10 protein-coding genes are annotated in these 16,061 nt (G+C 60.9%); 3 read left to right on the top strand and 7 right to left on the bottom strand.

Translation table 11 applies throughout. From position 1 onward, the window contains the following. Positions 1-822: 822 nt before the first annotated feature. The 5 genes from F3J41_RS11210 to F3J41_RS11190 are packed head-to-tail and all read right to left on the bottom strand — an operon-like array spanning position 823 to position 6,032. Positions 823-1,785 (bottom strand): spore coat U domain-containing protein, encoded by a 963-nt coding sequence (locus F3J41_RS11210; protein ID WP_166711168.1) that lies wholly within the window; start codon positions 1,783-1,785, stop codon positions 823-825. Continuing rightward, on the bottom strand, positions 1,782-4,214 hold the full coding sequence (locus F3J41_RS11205) for a fimbria/pilus outer membrane usher protein (protein WP_166711166.1): 2,433 nt from the start codon (positions 4,212-4,214) through the stop codon (positions 1,782-1,784). The genes F3J41_RS11210 and F3J41_RS11205 overlap by 4 nt, the downstream gene beginning before the upstream one ends. Next, positions 4,214-4,912, bottom strand: coding sequence for a molecular chaperone (locus F3J41_RS11200; protein WP_211075164.1), 699 nt, complete (start codon positions 4,910-4,912; stop codon positions 4,214-4,216). Before F3J41_RS11200 ends, F3J41_RS11205 begins: the two co-directional genes overlap by 1 nt. A gap of 24 nt (positions 4,913-4,936) precedes the next feature. Next, entirely contained in the window at positions 4,937-5,440 is a 504-nt protein-coding gene (locus F3J41_RS11195) for a spore coat U domain-containing protein (protein WP_166711164.1), read from the bottom strand. A 22-nt stretch (positions 5,441-5,462) separates the two neighbouring features. Continuing rightward, the gene (locus tag F3J41_RS11190) at positions 5,463-6,032 is read right to left on the bottom strand and encodes a spore coat protein U domain-containing protein (RefSeq protein WP_021509578.1); all 570 of its coding nucleotides are present in this window, start codon (positions 6,030-6,032) and stop codon (positions 5,463-5,465) included. Positions 6,033-6,579: 547 nt separating this feature from the next. Here F3J41_RS11190 and F3J41_RS11185 point away from each other — a divergent pair. From F3J41_RS11185 to F3J41_RS11175, 3 genes are all read left to right on the top strand, one after another. Beyond that, positions 6,580-8,679 carry a bifunctional diguanylate cyclase/phosphodiesterase gene (locus F3J41_RS11185; protein ID WP_166711162.1) on the top strand — a complete coding sequence of 700 codons (2,100 nt, stop codon included), beginning with the start codon at positions 6,580-6,582 and terminating at the stop codon, positions 8,677-8,679. Positions 8,680-8,841: 162 nt separating this feature from the next. Beyond that, positions 8,842-10,932, top strand: coding sequence for a bifunctional diguanylate cyclase/phosphodiesterase (locus tag F3J41_RS11180; RefSeq protein ID WP_058757218.1), 2,091 nt, complete (start codon positions 8,842-8,844; stop codon positions 10,930-10,932). A gap of 257 nt (positions 10,933-11,189) precedes the next feature. After that, the gene (locus tag F3J41_RS11175) at positions 11,190-12,620 is read left to right on the top strand and encodes a PLP-dependent aminotransferase family protein (RefSeq protein ID WP_166711160.1); all 1,431 of its coding nucleotides are present in this window, start codon (positions 11,190-11,192) and stop codon (positions 12,618-12,620) included. A gap of 12 nt (positions 12,621-12,632) precedes the next feature. On the opposite strand, the gene F3J41_RS11170 is transcribed toward F3J41_RS11175, so the two are convergent. Both F3J41_RS11170 and F3J41_RS11165 read right to left on the bottom strand, forming a co-directional pair. Next, positions 12,633-13,139 carry a GNAT family N-acetyltransferase gene (locus F3J41_RS11170; RefSeq protein ID WP_370586218.1) on the bottom strand — a complete coding sequence of 169 codons (507 nt, stop codon included), beginning with the start codon at positions 13,137-13,139 and terminating at the stop codon, positions 12,633-12,635. Between the two features lie 63 nt (positions 13,140-13,202). Then, on the bottom strand, positions 13,203-16,058 hold the full coding sequence (locus F3J41_RS11165) for a valine--tRNA ligase (protein ID WP_127834593.1): 2,856 nt from the start codon (positions 16,056-16,058) through the stop codon (positions 13,203-13,205). Between the last annotated feature and the right edge of the window lie 3 nt (positions 16,059-16,061).

Raw genomic sequence — 16,061 nt, 5'->3', positions numbered from 1 at the left:
AGCCAGCTCCTGCTCTGCCTGCTGGCCCTCACCCTAACCCTCTCCCGCACGCGGGAGAGGGAACCGCTCGGTGCGGTTTCGCAAACCTGCGCTTCACCTAAACATCCACCCGGTCGGCTCCTTCTCCCGCTGGCGGGAGAAGGCGGGGGATGAGGGGGCAAGCATGCTCCTGCTCTGCGCGCTGGCCCTCACCCTGACCCTCTCCCGCACGCGGGAGAGGGAACCGTTCAGTGCGGTTTCGCAGACCTGCACTTCACCTCAACGCCCGCGCGGTGGGCTCCTTCTCCCGCCAGCGGGAGAAGGCGGGGGATGAGGGTGCCAGCCAGCTCCTGCTCTGCCTGCTGGCCCTCACCCTAACCCTCTCCCGCACGCGGGAGAGGGAACCGCTCGGTGCGGTTTCGCAAACCTGCGCTTCACCTAAACATCCACCCGGTCGGCTCCTTCTCCCGCTGGCGGGAGAAGGCGGGGGATGAGGGGGCAAGCATGCTCCTGCTCTGCGCGCTGGCCCTCACCCTGACCCTCTCCCGCACGCGGGAGAGGGAACCGTTCAGTGCGGTTTCGCAGACCTGCACTTCACCTCAACGCCCGCGCGGTGGGCTCCTTCTCCCGCCAGCGGGAGAAGGCGGGGGATGAGGGTGCCGGCCAGCTCCTGCTCTGCGCGCTGGCCCTCACCCTAACCCTCTCCCGCACGCGGGAGAGGGAACCGCTCGGTGCGGTTTCGCAGACCTGCGCTTCACCTCAACGCCCGCGCGATCGGCCCCTTCTCCCGCTGGCGGGAGAAGGCGGGGGATGAGGGAATCACCCACTCCTGACCCCACCCCGCTAAAACGCCACATCCACCACCACGCTATCGCTGTAATTGCCCGCTGCGGGCGTATTCTGCGTAGTCAGAATCTGCGCCGTATAGGTAAAGTTGCGCGTCACGGTATCCGCGTTGAGCGATGTCGAGGTCGCGCTGCTCCAGCGGTCGCTGCCGCTCGGGCCCCAGCGATTGGTGGTGGTGGTGCCTTTATAAATATCGTACGCCAGCCGGTTGGTGCCGCTCGCCATCTGCCGCGTGGTGCCGCTGTAATAGCTGCCATTACTCAGTCCCACCGTGTACGTGCTGCCCTTTGAACACACCACGTTAATCGTCTGCTGCACAGTAGAAAAACTGCCGACCAGCGGCGCACTGCCGAAGCTGACGTTCGGCGCCGTAATGGTGGTGCAGTCGTTGGTGATCACCATATTCACGGTGATCGGCATCGCCGTCCCGCTGCTGCTCTGCACCGTGCCGACGCACACGCCGGCCACATTTAATCCGGCACACACGTTATAACTCACCGTCAGCGTGATGGTGGTGGTGTAACTGCCGGCGGCAATCACCTGGCCAGGTACGGTGCGGAAATAGAGTGGAATGACAAAATTGAGGCTGTTGCCGAGCGCCAGCAGCGCGGAAGAGTTCCAGCGATAGCTGCCGCCCTGGCGCAACTCGGTGGCACAGGCGCTGTCGATGCACAGCTGAATCGGCACGTTATCGGTGCCGCTGGCCGATGCCTTCATGGTGGCGCGCGTGCCGCTCAGGTTGCTGGCGGTGGTAAACGCATAGGCGACGTAATCGCTGCCCAGCAGGTTGAGCGTGCCGGTACCGCAGTTAACGTTGGTATTACTGGAGGTATTGACCGCCGTCGACTGCACGTAAAACGTGGTTTGCGTGCCAAAGCTGGCGCTGGGAGCCGAAAGCGAACAGAGCGCGTAGCTGCTGGCCGGCAGCAGCCACAGCAGCAAGAACAGAAATTTCCTCATGGCGAGATCCCTGACTGTGAGTTGTTGGCGGCATTCACTGCCGTACCGGGCGCGGCAGGCGGCAGCGGGCAGGTGAGTGGACCGTAAGTCTGCAGCGCTTTAGGCTGCCCCTCAGCGATAGCCAGCGTGGTCTCGCACTGGCGTCCGTCCGGCGTCACCACGCGCATCGGGTTGCTGGCGCTGAGATCTTCCATCCACACGAGGCCATCCCAGCCGACATATTCGGTGGCGCGATCGCGGCGCAATACCTGGCTGGAGACCGGCAGCGGCTGGCCGTCGCTGTCGTGCAGGATCACGCTGGCGGCGCGCAGACGCTCCACCGGGAAATTCAGCAGATAGCCACTTTTGCGCTTCACCGCGAAGCGCTGTTCCACTTTGGGCGCGGTCATGTCAGCCGGCAGATCGAGGGTATCGATATCGTACTTCGCGCCGTAATAGCTGCTGATGGACGGCACCAGCAAATAGCCAGCGTCATCGGTGCGGCCCATCGTCTGGTTTTCGTAGCGCACCGTCACGTCCGGATAGCGGGTTTTCACCACCACAAAGGCATCGTTGATGTTGTTGGCGGCGAACACATGGTTGTCCATCAGCACCAGCGAGCCGGTAAAATCGGCCCACTGCGTGGTGTTGTCATCGTCGCCGTAAAAGCCAGCGGAAGTATCGATCTTGTTATTGCGATAGCGCAGGCTGCCCTGACGATAATCGCCGCTGTCGCCGCCCTGATGCGCCCATGACGCATCGTAAGCAAAACCGCCGTCGCTCGGCATGGCGCGTGACACGTACAGGCGCTGATTGCTTTGTCCCTGCTGATTGCGCTCGACGCTGATCGATGCGCTGCTCTGTTCGCCAAACGGAATCACCAGCGAAATCGCGCCGCTCCAGTCGCCCTGTTGCTGGTCGCGGCTGGCGGAGATGTACAGGCTGCTGTTGCCCCACAGGTTTTTACTCCACGATAAATTCCACAGGCGGGTGCGATCGCCGCTGCCGCCGGCGATGTCCAGATACGCCAGACCGAGGCTGCCGTACTGGCTGAGCGACAGGCTGGCGGTGTACTGCGCGCTGCGTCTGGCGAGCGAATAGCTGGTGTTGGCGCTATCGCCGCGGCTGCCGACCAGCGCCAGGTTGCCGAAATCCGCGCTGCGCAGCGTGTGCTGGGTGCCGAGGCTGAACCAGCTGTTGTTGTACTGGTAACCCCAGCTGTACTGGGTGCCGGGCCTGCCGTCCAGCTGGCTCTGCGCCAGCGCGGCATTGATGACGCCAAGGCTGCCCAGCTTCACCAGCGCGCCGGCACCGCCCATCGCCACGTCACTGCTGCCTTCGGCGTGCGATTCCAGCGTCAGCCAGTCGCGCAGGCCGTAGCGATAGGAACCGCTGGCCGCCGCCACGCCGTAATCAAAGTTTTTGATGCCGTAGTTCTCGCGAATCGCCCCGGCGGAGAAGGCGTAATCAGACAGGCCGGTTTTCAGCAGGCTGCTGGAGACGTAGAACGGCAGCATCGTCGTCACCTGACGACCGACCGCGTCGGTGGTGGTGATCACCGCATCGCCCGCCCCGTTCACGAACGGCACATTGGTCAGCGACCACGGCCCCGGCTGCACGTTGGCCTGCGCGCTGCGATAGCCATTGATAAACAGATCGACTGACGACGGCACCGCCGCCTGGCCGCTAAAGGCCGGCAGCGGGTAGGTGACCAGATCTGGCCGCACGCTGAAGTCACGCGCGATCTGCACGCCGCCAAGGCGCACGCTGTTGCTCCAGCCCAGCGCATCCGTAATCAAATCGCCGGCGCGCCAGCTCAGCGCGGCGTTCTCGTTCTCGTTGCTGTACCAGGTGTCGTAGCGAATGTAACCCTGCTGCTGGCCGCTGGTGTCGCCCGCAAGTTGCTGGATATAGACACCGTTGCTGGAGAACTGGCCGGCCGGGCCGAACAGGCGCAGCTCGTTCCAGCTGGAGAGACGCGAACCGGCGTTGTCGGTGCGCGTGGCGTAGAGGTCGTAGTTGAGCAGCGCGCCGTTGCTGGCCTGGCCGGGGTAGCGCGGGCCGTTTTGCGGCTGACCAAGCGTCTGCTCCGGCAGCCAGGCGGGCGGTACCGTCAGCAGCAGGCGCTGACGGCGTTCATCGTATTCCACTTTAACCTCACCCAACTGACCGGGAGCGACCTGTTCGCCAGCCAGCTTCGCCGCCGGAATGCCGGCGCGCTGCAGATCGCCGCTGCGCAGCCAGAACTCACCGTCGCGCCGCTCTACCGGCACAATCTCGCCCCGTTCGCGCTGGTTCACCACCAGTTCCAGCATGTATTGCTGGCCGCTGGCGCTGTGGCTGACGGCAGGCGGCGGTGGCAGCTCAGAGAAAGTCTCTGCGCTGCTAAGCGGGGAAAAGCACAGCACGCTGGTCACCGCCAGCGCGCAGGGAGGCGGCGTCAGTTTCATCAGCGCACGGCAGCGCTGCGCCAGTGATTTTTATTCACCTCGGCCGCGAGTTCACCGCTCACCGGGCTGTTCAGCGGCCAGCGGTGGCTGCTGTTAGCCAGCACATAGCCAAACAGGCCGTTGCCGAGCGCGCGACCGCCGACGGTGACGTTGCTCAGGCGCGCGTGGCCGTTGCCGCGATTGGTCAGCTCCAGCCAGCGTTTGCCGTCGCGGCTGACCTGACGCCAGCTGAGATCGGCTTTGGCGCTGTCGCGCGTCAGGCCATCACCATAGACAAACAGCGGCACCGAGTAGCGCATCTGAAACGTCAGCCCGGCCTGATTCTCGCCCGGCGAGCGCGGCGTCGGGATCTCATCCAGCACCACGCGATAGGCTTGCTCCACGCCCGCAGGCGGCGCGCTCTGGCGAATCAGGCGCACCAGTTGTTTCTGCCCCGGTTCCAGCCGCACCATCGGCGGGCTGGCGACCACCTGTTGCTGCGTTTGATACTGCTCCTGGCCGTCAATCTGCTGCCAGTTGAAGATGCGCACCTGCATGATGGTGGTGGCGTTACCGCGATTCTCCAGCCACAGTTCGCTGGCTTTTTCCTGTGGATTGATGACGGGATCGATCGGCCAGATCATCAGCGAGTTGGCAGCGAAGCTGGCGGGCGACAGGGCCAGAAGAAACCACAGAAGCAGGGCGCGCAGGCTCATCATTATTCATCCTTTTTTATGCTGCCGTCACCAGCTCAGGGTGACGGTTAACGTATCGGTATAGGTCCCGGCGCGCGTCGGGCCGGGCAGGGTTAACAGGCCATAAATTGGCAGCACGATGTTATTGGCGTTGCTGTAACTCAGCGCCACCGGCGAGTTAACCGGAATCGCCGTGGTGTGCGCTGCGTTGGTATACAGGCTGTACGCCACGGTATTGGTATTACTGGTGTGTTTGAGATTGCGGCTGCTGGTGTAATTGCTGCCGCCGTTGATGCTCATGCTGAGGGCGGTACCCGGCGTGCAGGCGAGGGTGAGGGTGGTGCTTTGCACGTAGCTGGCGCTGACGCTGCTGCTCGCCACGCCCGACTGGGTGCCAAAATTCAGCGTGCCAAACACGCCGGTATTGGTACCGGAAATCACGCAGCCTGCCACCACTGACGCAGAGACCTGGAAGGTGGCCGTCGGCAAACTCCAGGCCGGGACGCTCCCTATCAGCAGGGCCAGGCTGCCAGCACGCAGCAGCCAGACCATCCTTCTTACCCCACCGCTGGCGTCAGTAATTCACCGCCACGTTAATGGTATCGGTGTAGGTACCGGCCGGAATCAGTGGGTTAAAGCCGCCGCCGACCACCCGACCATAAATGGCATAGTTGGTGCCGAGCGTCGGATCGGTGGTGCCGCTGGCGGCAATGTTGGTGTTGTTGGCGATGGCGGTGGTAAAGGCGGCGTCGCTGTAAAGCGTATAAGCAATGCCCTGCGTATTGTTGGAACCGAGGATCAGATAACGCGGCTGGCCGCTCACCGTACCGTAAATGGTGGCCGGTGCCGGATTACTGCTGGTAACCTGCACATTGAAGGTTTGACCGGTGGTGCAGCGGACAAAAATGCCGTTCCCGGATGCCCCCACCAGGGTGGCGTTTAAGGTATCAAAGGTTGCAGCGCTGCTACCGAAGTTCAGGGTACCGAAGTTAACCCCGCTGGTGGCGGACTGACCGTTCACCAGACAGCCGGTGGTGAGCGTCAATGTGGCATTGATGGTTCCCGTTGTGGTGGCAGCAAAAACCGTTGCAGGGGCGAGCGCGGCGCTCAGGCTGGTAGCCAAAAGAAAAAGCTTGAGTTTCATAATCAATCCTTACTGATTATCCAAGGTCTATGCTTTTTCGCCTGGTGATTTATTAATGAAACGAACCCGTAAATAACAAGACGCCGCGATCGGCAAACGAACTTAATGCCCTGCCACCTAAGAAAATTCTTAAAGGCTGAGTTAGTGATTTATATCAGTTTTATTTACTATAGAACACCCTTTTGCCGCTTGTACAACGCACCGGAGAATTTTCGCTAATCAATTTATCCTTTTCCCCGGTAATGCAGTTATAACAAGGGCTGGCGGCCCGTTAAAAAAACCAAACGGCAAGTGATTCCCCCCTCTACCGCGACTTCAGGTTCAATGCTATGTTCATGCATTAATCAGATATCATTACTTTTCCCGGCCGCGACAGACGATGAGAATAAAAAATAGCCGTGCAATACCTCCAGTTATTTATGGATCTGTTTTTGTGTTGCCGCATCGCTGGTGGTCATTACCTGCCTCACATTGATGTTTTCACTTTTTCTGTTGTTAATTGACGATACCGCACCTGCGCCGCCGCGGGTTGAGTTGAGGAGCGCACATGTTGCTGGTTACCTGGGATAGCGTTCTGGTTGCCGTTTCGCTGATTGTGGCGTTTATCGCGGCGTTTACGGCGCTGGATACCGCCGGGCGCGTCGCCGTGTCGCGCGGCCTGCTGGCGAAGCTGTGGCTGGTGGCCGGCGGTACGGCGATGGGTATTGGCATCTGGGCGATGCACTTCATTGGCATGCTGGCGATGATGATGCCGATGACCATGCGCTATGACATTCCGCTCACCGCCTTCTCGCTGCTGCTGGCGATTCTCACCAGTATCTTCGCCTTTGCGCAGGGCCTGCAGGGCAGCCATCTGACGCGCCGCCGGCTGCTGCGCGGCACAGTGATCCTCGGTAGCGGCGTGGTTGCCATGCACTATCTCGGCATGCTGGCGCTGCTGATTGAACCCGCCATTCACTGGGATCTTCGCCTGGTTGCGTTGTCGGTACTGATTGCCTACGGCGCATCCGGTGCCGCGCTGTGGCTGGCATTCCATCTGCGCCATGGCGAGAGCCTGCTGCTGATGCGCGCCTGCGCGGCGCTGGCGATGGGGGTGGCGATTGCCGGCATGCACTACACCGGCATGGCGGCCGCGCAGTTCAGCGCGCCCGGCAGCATGCAGCACCACGGCATGGGGCAGGAGGGGCTGGCGGTGTGGGTAACCATCATCACGCTCACCATTCTCGGTCTGACACTGCTGATCTCAATGCTGGACGCCCAGCTGCGCGCGGCGCGTCTTGCCGCCCGGCTGCGGCGCGCCAACAGCGAGCTGCGCCAGCTGGCGCTGCACGATACTCTCACCGCACTGCCCAATCGCGTGATGCTCGACCAGCAGCTCAGCACGCAAATCAAACAGGCGACGCTGGATGACCAGCCCTTTGCCCTGATGTTTATGGACCTCGATGGCTTCAAAGCGGTGAACGATACCTGGGGGCATCACGTCGGCGATCGTTTGCTGGTTGCCGTGGCGGAACGGCTGCGCACCCAGCTGGAAGCGGACATTTTGCTGGCGCGCCTTGGCGGCGATGAGTTTGTCATGCTGTGTCCGCAGTACGCGGCAACCCAGGCTGAAGCGCTGGCGCAGCGGCTGGTGCACAGCATTGATGCACCGTTTGAGCTGGATCGTTACTCGCTGCGCGTCTCGCTCAGCATCGGCATCGTGATCTTCCCGCAGCATGGCCGCAGCCCGCAGGAGATGATGTTTAACGCTGACTCGGCCATGTATCACACCAAGCACAGCGGGCGTAACGGCTGGAGCCTGTTTGAGCCAGTGATGAGCGCGGTGGCGCAGCATCAGCTGGCGCTGGCCAACGATTTATGGAACGCGCTGGAGTGCCAGGAGATGCGCCTGTTCTACCAGCCGAAGTTTCGCGCAGGCGGGACCATTCTGATGGGTTTTGAGGCGTTACTGCGCTGGCAGCATCCGCGCCGCGGCTTGCTGATGCCGGATATGTTTCTGGCGCGCGCCGAGAAAACCGGCCAGATTGTGGCGCTCGGCAACTGGGTGATCAACGAAGCCTGCCGCCAGCTGCGACAGTGGCAGGACGAGGGCAACCGTGACTGGAGCGTCTCGGTTAACCTGTCCGCACTGCAGTTTCATCAGCGCGATCTGATCGACACGCTGCGCCAGACGCTGCAGCGCTATCAGCTGCCGGAAGGCGCGCTGATGCTGGAAATCACGGAAAACATCGCCATGCGCGATCCGCAGTTCAGCCAGCAGCGCATCGCCGAACTGCAGCGGCTTGGCGTCAAAGTGGCCATCGACAACTTCGGCATTGGCTACGCCAATCTGCTGCACCTCAAGCATCTTGAGGCCAGCGAGCTGAAAATTGATCGTGCCTTTATTAATAGCCTGCGTGCCGACAGCGAGGATGCAACCGTGGTAACCGCCATGCTGACGCTGGCGCAAAGCCTTAACCTGCGCATGGTGGCGGAGGGCGTGGAGACCGAAGAGCAGCAGCGCCTGCTGACCGGTCTTGGCTTTGACACGCTGCAGGGGTATCTGCTGGGCAAACCGACGCCGGCGGAGCGCATCGGCGAATTCACCGCGTCAACGCCGATTGCACCGCACTTTCCTGATAACGTGCTGCCGCTCACCGGCGCCTGACCAGCAATTTTTGTTCTCCTTCACATCGGAAGCTTTCATCGTTCAGTGACTCATATCGGCAGCCGGTCTGCCGATAATTTCAATTATAAAACCAACATTTTCTTTTTCATTTCAACAACACCACAGCTGACTTAACGCAGCTTTTTTATATGGGAAATCACTATGTTAGTGACTTCGTACGATGCGTTTACCGTTCTCGTTTCGATACTGGTAGCGATGCTGGCCTCGTTTACCGCGCTGGATATGGCGGGGCGCGTCGCTTCCTCGACCGGCCGGGTGGCGCTGGTCTGGCTGCTGGGCGGCGGTTTCGCCATGGGCGTGGGCATCTGGGCGATGCACTTTATCGGCATGCTGTCGATGAGCCTGGATATGGTGATGAGCTACGATCCGCTGCTCACCGCCGCCTCAATGGTGGTGGCGATTCTTGCCTCCATCTTTGCCCTGTGGCTGGTGTGCTCGTCCGGCGACTTGCCGTGGCGACGGCTGCTGGGCGGCGCGCTGGTGCTGGGTTCCGGCGTGGTGGCGATGCACTACACCGGCATGGCGGCGCTGATGTTTGAACCGGGCATCAGCTGGAACTGGGGCTGGATTGCGGTTTCGGTGCTGATTGCGCTGGTGGCTTCCGGTGCCGCGCTGTGGCTGGCGTTCAACCTGCGCGAAGGGCATGGCCGCGTCACGCTACTGCGCGTCGGGGCGGCCGTGGTGATGGGCTGCGCCATTGCCGGCATGCACTATACCGGCATGGCGGCGGCGAACTTCCCGATGCACAGTCACGCCACGCATCACGGCGTGAACAGCGACTGGCTGGCGATGCTGGTCACGGTAGTGACGCTGGCGATCCTCGGCATTACGCTGCTGGTTTCGATGCTCGACGCGCGTATGCAGGCGCGCACCTCGATCCTCGCGCGCTCGCTGGCAGAGGCCAACCGCGAGCTGGCGCAGCTGGCGCTGCACGATAACCTGACGCGACTGCCGAACCGCATCCTGCTGGAGGATCGCCTCGAGCAGGCGATCAACAAGGCCAACCGCGAGCGCTCGCAGTTTGCGCTGATGTTTATGGATCTCGACGGTTTCAAAGCGGTCAACGATGCCTTTGGTCACCACGTCGGCGATAACCTGCTGATTGCGGTAACCGAACGCATGACCGACCAGATGAAAGGGCACTACACGCTGGCGCGACTGGGCGGTGATGAATTCGTGCTGCTGATTGAGATCGGCGATCCCAACGATGCCGCAGCGGTGGCGGATGCGCTGGTAAAAGCCGTGGATCGCCCGTTTAGCGTGTCACGCTACGAGCTGATGGTGTCGCTGAGTATTGGCATCGCCGTTTATCCCGGTGATGGCAAGGACGAGCGCGAGCTGATGTTTAACGCCGACGCCGCGATGTATCACACCAAGAACAACGGCCGCAACGGCTACAACTTCTTCCAGCCGTCCATGAACACGCTGGCGCAGTCGCAGCTGCAGCTTAATAACGATCTGTGGCAGGCGCTTGATAGCAACGAGCTGCGTCTGTTCTATCAGCCTAAGTACTGCGCGCCGAGCGGGCCGATCATTGGCTTCGAAGCGCTGCTGCGCTGGCAGCACCCGACGCGCGGCCTGCTGACGCCGGACAAGTTTTTACCTATCGCCGAGAAGACCGGCATGATCATTAATATCGGCAACTGGGTGATCAACGAGGCCTGCCGCCAGCTGCACATCTGGCACCAGCAGGGCCATCCGCACTGGTCGGTGGCGGTGAACCTCTCTGCCTTGCAGTTTGAGCAGTGCAACCTGGTCGACACCGTGACGCAGGCGCTGGAACAGCACCAGATTCCGGCCGAGCTGCTGACGCTGGAAGTCACCGAAACCACCGCGATGCGCGATCCGGAAGAGAGCGTGCGCATCCTCACCGAGCTGACCAGCATGGGGGTAAAAGCCTCGATTGATGACTTCGGCACTGGCTACTCCAGCCTGCTGTATCTCAAGCGCTTACCGGCCAGCGAGCTGAAAATCGACCGCGCCTTTGTTAACGAGCTGCAGGCGAAATCGGAAGATGCCACCATCGTCTCCGCCATCGTCGCGCTGGCGCAGTCGCTGGATCTCAAAGTGGTGGCCGAAGGCGTGGAAACTCAGGATCAGCAGGCGTTCCTCACCGGGCTCGGCTGCGACACCCTGCAGGGCTTCCTGCTGGGCAAACCGCTGCCGCCAGAGCGCATCAGCGAGCTGCCGGACTTTGTGAAGGACAAACCCGCGGCGCTGACGGTGGAGTAGGGGCATAGCGGCACATCATTCCCCCTCACCCGCGTGCGCGCTGTGTGTCTTTACTCCCTCTCCCGCGTGCGGGAGAGGGCCGGGGTGAGGGCCAGACCGCACCCAACCCAACAAAAAAAGCCGCAGCATCCCCGACACCCTCGCTCAGCTTCCAGTCGTACGGTGCAACATCAGTTCTGAATGTCTCTGAGGACGCGATATCCTCTCCGAACCAATCCATGTAAACTGGCGCGCGACATTTCCGCAGCGGAGGCGCCATGGCCAAATACCAGCAGCTGGTAGATCAGCTACGTACGCAAATCGAAGCACGCATCTGGCCGCCGGGTGAAAAGCTGCCGTCGCTGCGCCAGCAGGCGGAACAGAGCGGGTTAAGCCTGATGACGGTGATGCACGCTTACGAAGTGCTGGAGAGCCAGGGCTGGATTGTGTCGAAGCCGCAGTCGGGCTACTACGTGGCGCCGCGTGCGGCGGAGAGTCGTCCGCGTTTGCCAACCCAGGCGATCGCTAAAACCGACCAGGCCGATACCAACAGTTTCGTGTTTGAAGTGCTGCAGGCGACGCGCGATCCGGCCATCATGCCGTTTGGTTCTGCTTTCCCCGATCCGGAACTGTTTCCCCAGCGCCAGCTGATGCGCTCGCTGGTGAAGGTCTCGCACAATCTCAAACCCACCGATGCCCTGAATAATCTGCCGCCCGGTAATGAAGCGCTGCGAAAAATCCTCGCCCAGCGTTATGCGCAGCAGGGCATTACGCTGTCGCCGGATGACATCGTCATTACCAATGGTGCGATGGAAGCACTGAACCTCAGCCTGCAGGCGGTGACCGAACCGGGCGACTGGGTGGTGATCGAGAACCCTTCATTTTACGGCGCGTTGCAGGCGATTGAACGGCTTAAGCTGAACGCGATTGCTATCGCCAGCGATGTGGAGCAGGGCATCGATCTGGATGAGCTGGAGCAGGCGCTGCAGCGCTGGCCGGTGAAAGCCTGCTGGCTGATGACCAACCGGCAGAATCCGCTCGGCTTTACGCTCAGCGCCGAGCGCAAACAGCAGCTGGTGGCACTGCTGACGCGTTATCGGGTGGCGATGATAGAGGATGATGTTTATAGCGACCTGTATCACGGCCACGATAAGCCATTGCCGGCCAGAGCGTTCGACCGCGAGGGTTACGTGCTGCACTGCGGCAGCTTTTCGAAAAATCTGGTGGCGGGATTTCGCGTGGGCTGGGTCGCGGCGGGGCGCTATGCGCAGCGCGTGCAGCGCATTCAGATGATGAGTACGCTCTCGACCAGCGCGCCGATGCAGCTGGCGCTGGCGGATTTTCTCAGTACCCGCAGTTATGACACGCATTTGAAAAAGCTAAGACAGACGCTGGCGAAGCGCAAACAGCTGGCACAGCAGGCGCTGCGCCGCGTGCTGCCCGCCGAGGCGCACATCAGCGATACGCCCGGTGGCTACTTTTTGTGGATTACCTTGCCGGAGCAGATCAACGCCACGCAGCTGTATCATCTGGCGCTGCAGCAGGGCATCAGTATTGCGCCGGGCCAGCTGTTTTCCAGCAGCGAGAGTTTTAGCCACTGCTTCCGCTTCAACACCGCCTGGCCGTGGGATGCACGCGCTGAGGCGGCGGTGGAGACGCTGGGGACGTTGATTGGTCAGCTGGCGCAGAGTGTTGCGGTAAAGAAGTGAGTGGTTTTTCCCTCACAACACCCGCAGCATTCTCACTTCGCAATCCACGTGGCCGGTACAGCCCATCGCGTCCGCAATCTGTTCAAAGCCCAGCGACTGGTAGAGTTTAATGGCGCGCGTCAGGCTGCCGGTGGTCTCCAGGTAGCAGCGCCGGAACCCGCGCTGGCGGGCAAAATCCATTGCGCGCAGCGCCAGTTCGCGCGCTAAACCCAGCCCGCGCACCGACGGCAGGAAATACATCTTCTGCAACTCACAGATATCCGGTGCGCTGCAGGCGAGCGGTGCCACGCCGCCGCCGCCGACCACCTGACCTTCATGCTCCACGATCCAATAGGCGCTGTCCGCCGCACTGTACAGCTCAAACAACCGATCGAGCTGCGGGTCGGACACGGTATAACCCTTATCCGCCGTCAGGCCGAACTCGGCGGAGACATCGCGGATCACCTGCGCAATCCGCGGATTATCGGCGGCGACAATCGGGCGCACCTGCAGGTTAAGTGGCGTGGCGGTGGTCATCATAATCTTCCGATAGAAAAAAGCCGGGCAGTGCCCGGCTTCGATTAAGCGTCAGGACTGAAGCGCTTACAATGCCGCAATCACGCCCTGCTGTTCAATCAGTTTTGCTTTTGATTGCTCCAGCTCAGCCACGCGCTCGCGCTCTTTCGCCACCACCGCTTCCGGTGCGCGCGATACAAAGCCTTCGTTAGCCAGTTTGGTCTGAATCTTCTCGATCTCGACATCCAGCTTCACCAGCTCTTTCGCCAGACGCTCCAGCTCGGCTTCCTTGTTGACCAGGTCTGCCATCGGGATCAGCAGCTCTGCGCCATCAACAATCTTGGTCACCGAGACCGGACCTTTCTCGCCGGCTGGCAGAATGGTCAGGCTCTCCAGACGCGCCAGGCGCGACAGGAAGTTGCGGTTCTCTTCAACACGACGCTGCGCCGCCGGCGAGCAGTCGCGCAGCAGCACGTCGAGCGGCTTGCTCGGCGCGATGTTCATTTCGGCACGGATATTACGTACCGCCACAATCGCCTGCTTCATCCACTCGATATCGGCCTTCGCTTCCGCGTCTTCCTTCGCCGCGTCATACTGCGGGAACGGCTGCAGCATGATGGTATCGTGGTCGATGTTCTTCAGCACTTTCACGCGCTGCCAGATGGTCTCGGTAATGAACGGGATGATCGGATGCGCCAGGCGCAGCAACGCTTCCAGCACCGTCACCAGCGTGTTGCGCGTGCCGCGCAGCTCCGCTTCGCTGCCGCTGTTCATCACCGGCTTGGTCAGCTCCAGATACCAGTCACAGAACTGGTTCCAGGTGAAGTCGTACAGAATGTTGGCAGCGATATCAAAGCGATAGCTATCCAGCGCCTCACGGTACGCTTTCACGGTGCTGTTGAATTCCGTCAGAATCCAGCGATCCGCCAGCGACAGCTTCAGCTCGCCGCCGTTCTGGCCGCAATCCTGATCTTCGGTGTTCATCAGCACGAAGCGGCTGGCGTTCCACAGCTTGTTACAGAAGTTGCGGTAGCCTTCAAGGCGCTTCATATCCCAGTTGATGTCACGACCGGTGGACGCCAGCGCGGCGAGGGTGAAGCGCAGCGCATCGGTGCCGGAAGGCACGATACCGTCCGGGAACTGCTTCTCGGTGCGTTTGCGAATCTTCTCAGCCAGCTGCGGCTGCATCATGTTGCCGGTGCGTTTCTCCAGCAGATCTTCCAGCGAAATGCCGTCCACCATATCCAGCGGATCGATGACGTTGCCTTTCGACTTGGACATCTTCTGGCCTTCTTCATCGCGGATCAAACCAGTCATGTAGACGGTTTTAAACGGAACCTGCGGCTTGCCGTTTTCATCTTTGATGAAGTGCATGGTCAGCATGATCATGCGCGCAATCCAGAAGAAGATGATGTCGAAGCCGCTCACCAGCACGCTGGTAGGATGGAAGGTGCGCAGCGCTTCGGTGTTCTCCGGCCAGCCGAGAGTCGAGAACGTCCACAGGCCGGAAGAGAACCAGGTGTCGAGCACGTCGTCATCCTGGCGCAGCGTCACGCCAGCGGCCAGATTGTTTTCCTGACGCACTTCTTCTTCGCTGCGGCCGACATAGACGTTACCGTTGTTGTCGTACCAGGCCGGAATACGGTGGCCCCACCACAGCTGACGCGAAATGCACCAGTCCTGGATGTCGCGCATCCACGAGAAGTACATGTTTTCGTACTGCTTCGGCACAAACTGAATGTCGCCGTTTTCTACCGCTTCCACCGCGACTTTCGCCAGCGGGGCCGTGCGCACGTACCACTGATCGGTCAGCATCGGTTCGATCACCACGCCGCCGCGGTCGCCGTACGGCACCGTCAGATCGTGTGGTTTGATTTCGTCGAGCAGGCCGAGCTCGTCAACGGCGGCGACAATCGCTTTACGCGCGGCAAAACGCTCCATCTTCTGGAACTGCGGCGGAATTTCATCGGAACAGGCATCGCTGACTTCACCGTTGGTGTCGAACACTTCCGCACGCTCGCGGATGTCGCCATCAAAGGTCAGGATGTTGATCATCGGCAGCTTGTGACGACGGCCCACTTCGTAGTCGTTGAAGTCGTGCGCCGGGGTAATCTTCACGCAGCCGGTGCCTTTCTCCATATCGGCGTGTTCGTCGCCGACGATCGGAATACGACGGTTCACCAGCGGCAGGATCACCTCTTTGCCGATCAGATCTTTATAACGTGGATCTTCCGGGTTGACCGCCACGCCGGTATCGCCCAGCAGGGTTTCCGGACGGGTGGTGGCCACCACCAGGTAATCTTTGCCTTCGGCAGTTTTCACGCCGTCCGCCAGCGGATAGCGAATGTGCCACATTGAGCCTTTGCTCTCGCGGTTTTCCACTTCGAGATCAGAGATCGCCGTGCGCAGTTTCGGGTCCCAGTTCACCAGGCGCTTGCCACGGTAAATCAGGTTTTCTTTGTACAGACGGACGAAGACTTCTTTCACCGCGTTGGACAGGCCTTCATCCATGGTGAAGCGCTCGCGCTCCCAGTCAACCGAGTTGCCAAGGCGACGCATCTGGCGGGTGATGGTGCCGCCGGATTCAGCCTTCCACTGCCAGATTTTTTCGATAAAGGCGTCACGACCGTAATCCTGACGCGTTTTGCCCTCTTCAGCGGCGATCTTGCGCTCAACCACCATCTGCGTGGCGATACCGGCGTGGTCCGTACCTGCCTGCCACAGGGTGTTTTTACCCTGCATGCGCTGGTAGCGGATCATGGTATCCATGATGGTTTGCTGGAAGGCGTGACCCATATGCAAGCTACCGGTGACGTTCGGCGGCGGGATCATGATGCAAAAGCTTTCCTGGCTGGTATCGCCATTCGGTTTGAAGTAGCCCTGCTGTTCCCAGTGCTCGTAGAGCGGCTGCTCGATATCTTGCGGGTTATATGTCTTTTCCATATC

The organism is Pantoea sp. Ap-870, assembly GCF_011752515.1.
GTDB classification, from domain to species: Bacteria; Pseudomonadota; Gammaproteobacteria; order Enterobacterales; family Enterobacteriaceae; genus Pantoea; species Pantoea dispersa.
This window is presented reverse-complemented; position numbering and strand designations above follow the sequence as displayed.

Excerpts from the sequence above, each read along its gene's own strand:
- F3J41_RS11210 (WP_166711168.1), bottom strand. The coding sequence starts at position 1,785 with ATGAGGAAATTTCTGTTCTTGCTGCTGTGGCTGCTGCCGGCCAGCAGC.
- F3J41_RS11205 (WP_166711166.1), bottom strand. The coding sequence starts at position 4,214 with ATGAAACTGACGCCGCCTCCCTGCGCGCTGGCGGTGACCAGCGTGCTG.
- F3J41_RS11200 (WP_211075164.1), bottom strand. The coding sequence starts at position 4,912 with ATGATGAGCCTGCGCGCCCTGCTTCTGTGGTTTCTTCTGGCCCTGTCG.
- F3J41_RS11195 (WP_166711164.1), bottom strand. The coding sequence starts at position 5,440 with ATGGTCTGGCTGCTGCGTGCTGGCAGCCTGGCCCTGCTGATAGGGAGC.
- F3J41_RS11190 (WP_021509578.1), bottom strand. The coding sequence starts at position 6,032 with ATGAAACTCAAGCTTTTTCTTTTGGCTACCAGCCTGAGCGCCGCGCTC.
- F3J41_RS11185 (WP_166711162.1), top strand. The coding sequence starts at position 6,580 with ATGTTGCTGGTTACCTGGGATAGCGTTCTGGTTGCCGTTTCGCTGATT.
- F3J41_RS11180 (WP_058757218.1), top strand. The coding sequence starts at position 8,842 with ATGTTAGTGACTTCGTACGATGCGTTTACCGTTCTCGTTTCGATACTG.
- F3J41_RS11175 (WP_166711160.1), top strand. The coding sequence starts at position 11,190 with ATGGCCAAATACCAGCAGCTGGTAGATCAGCTACGTACGCAAATCGAA.
- F3J41_RS11170 (WP_370586218.1), bottom strand. The coding sequence starts at position 13,139 with ATGATGACCACCGCCACGCCACTTAACCTGCAGGTGCGCCCGATTGTC.
- F3J41_RS11165 (WP_127834593.1), bottom strand. The coding sequence starts at position 16,058 with ATGGAAAAGACATATAACCCGCAAGATATCGAGCAGCCGCTCTACGAG.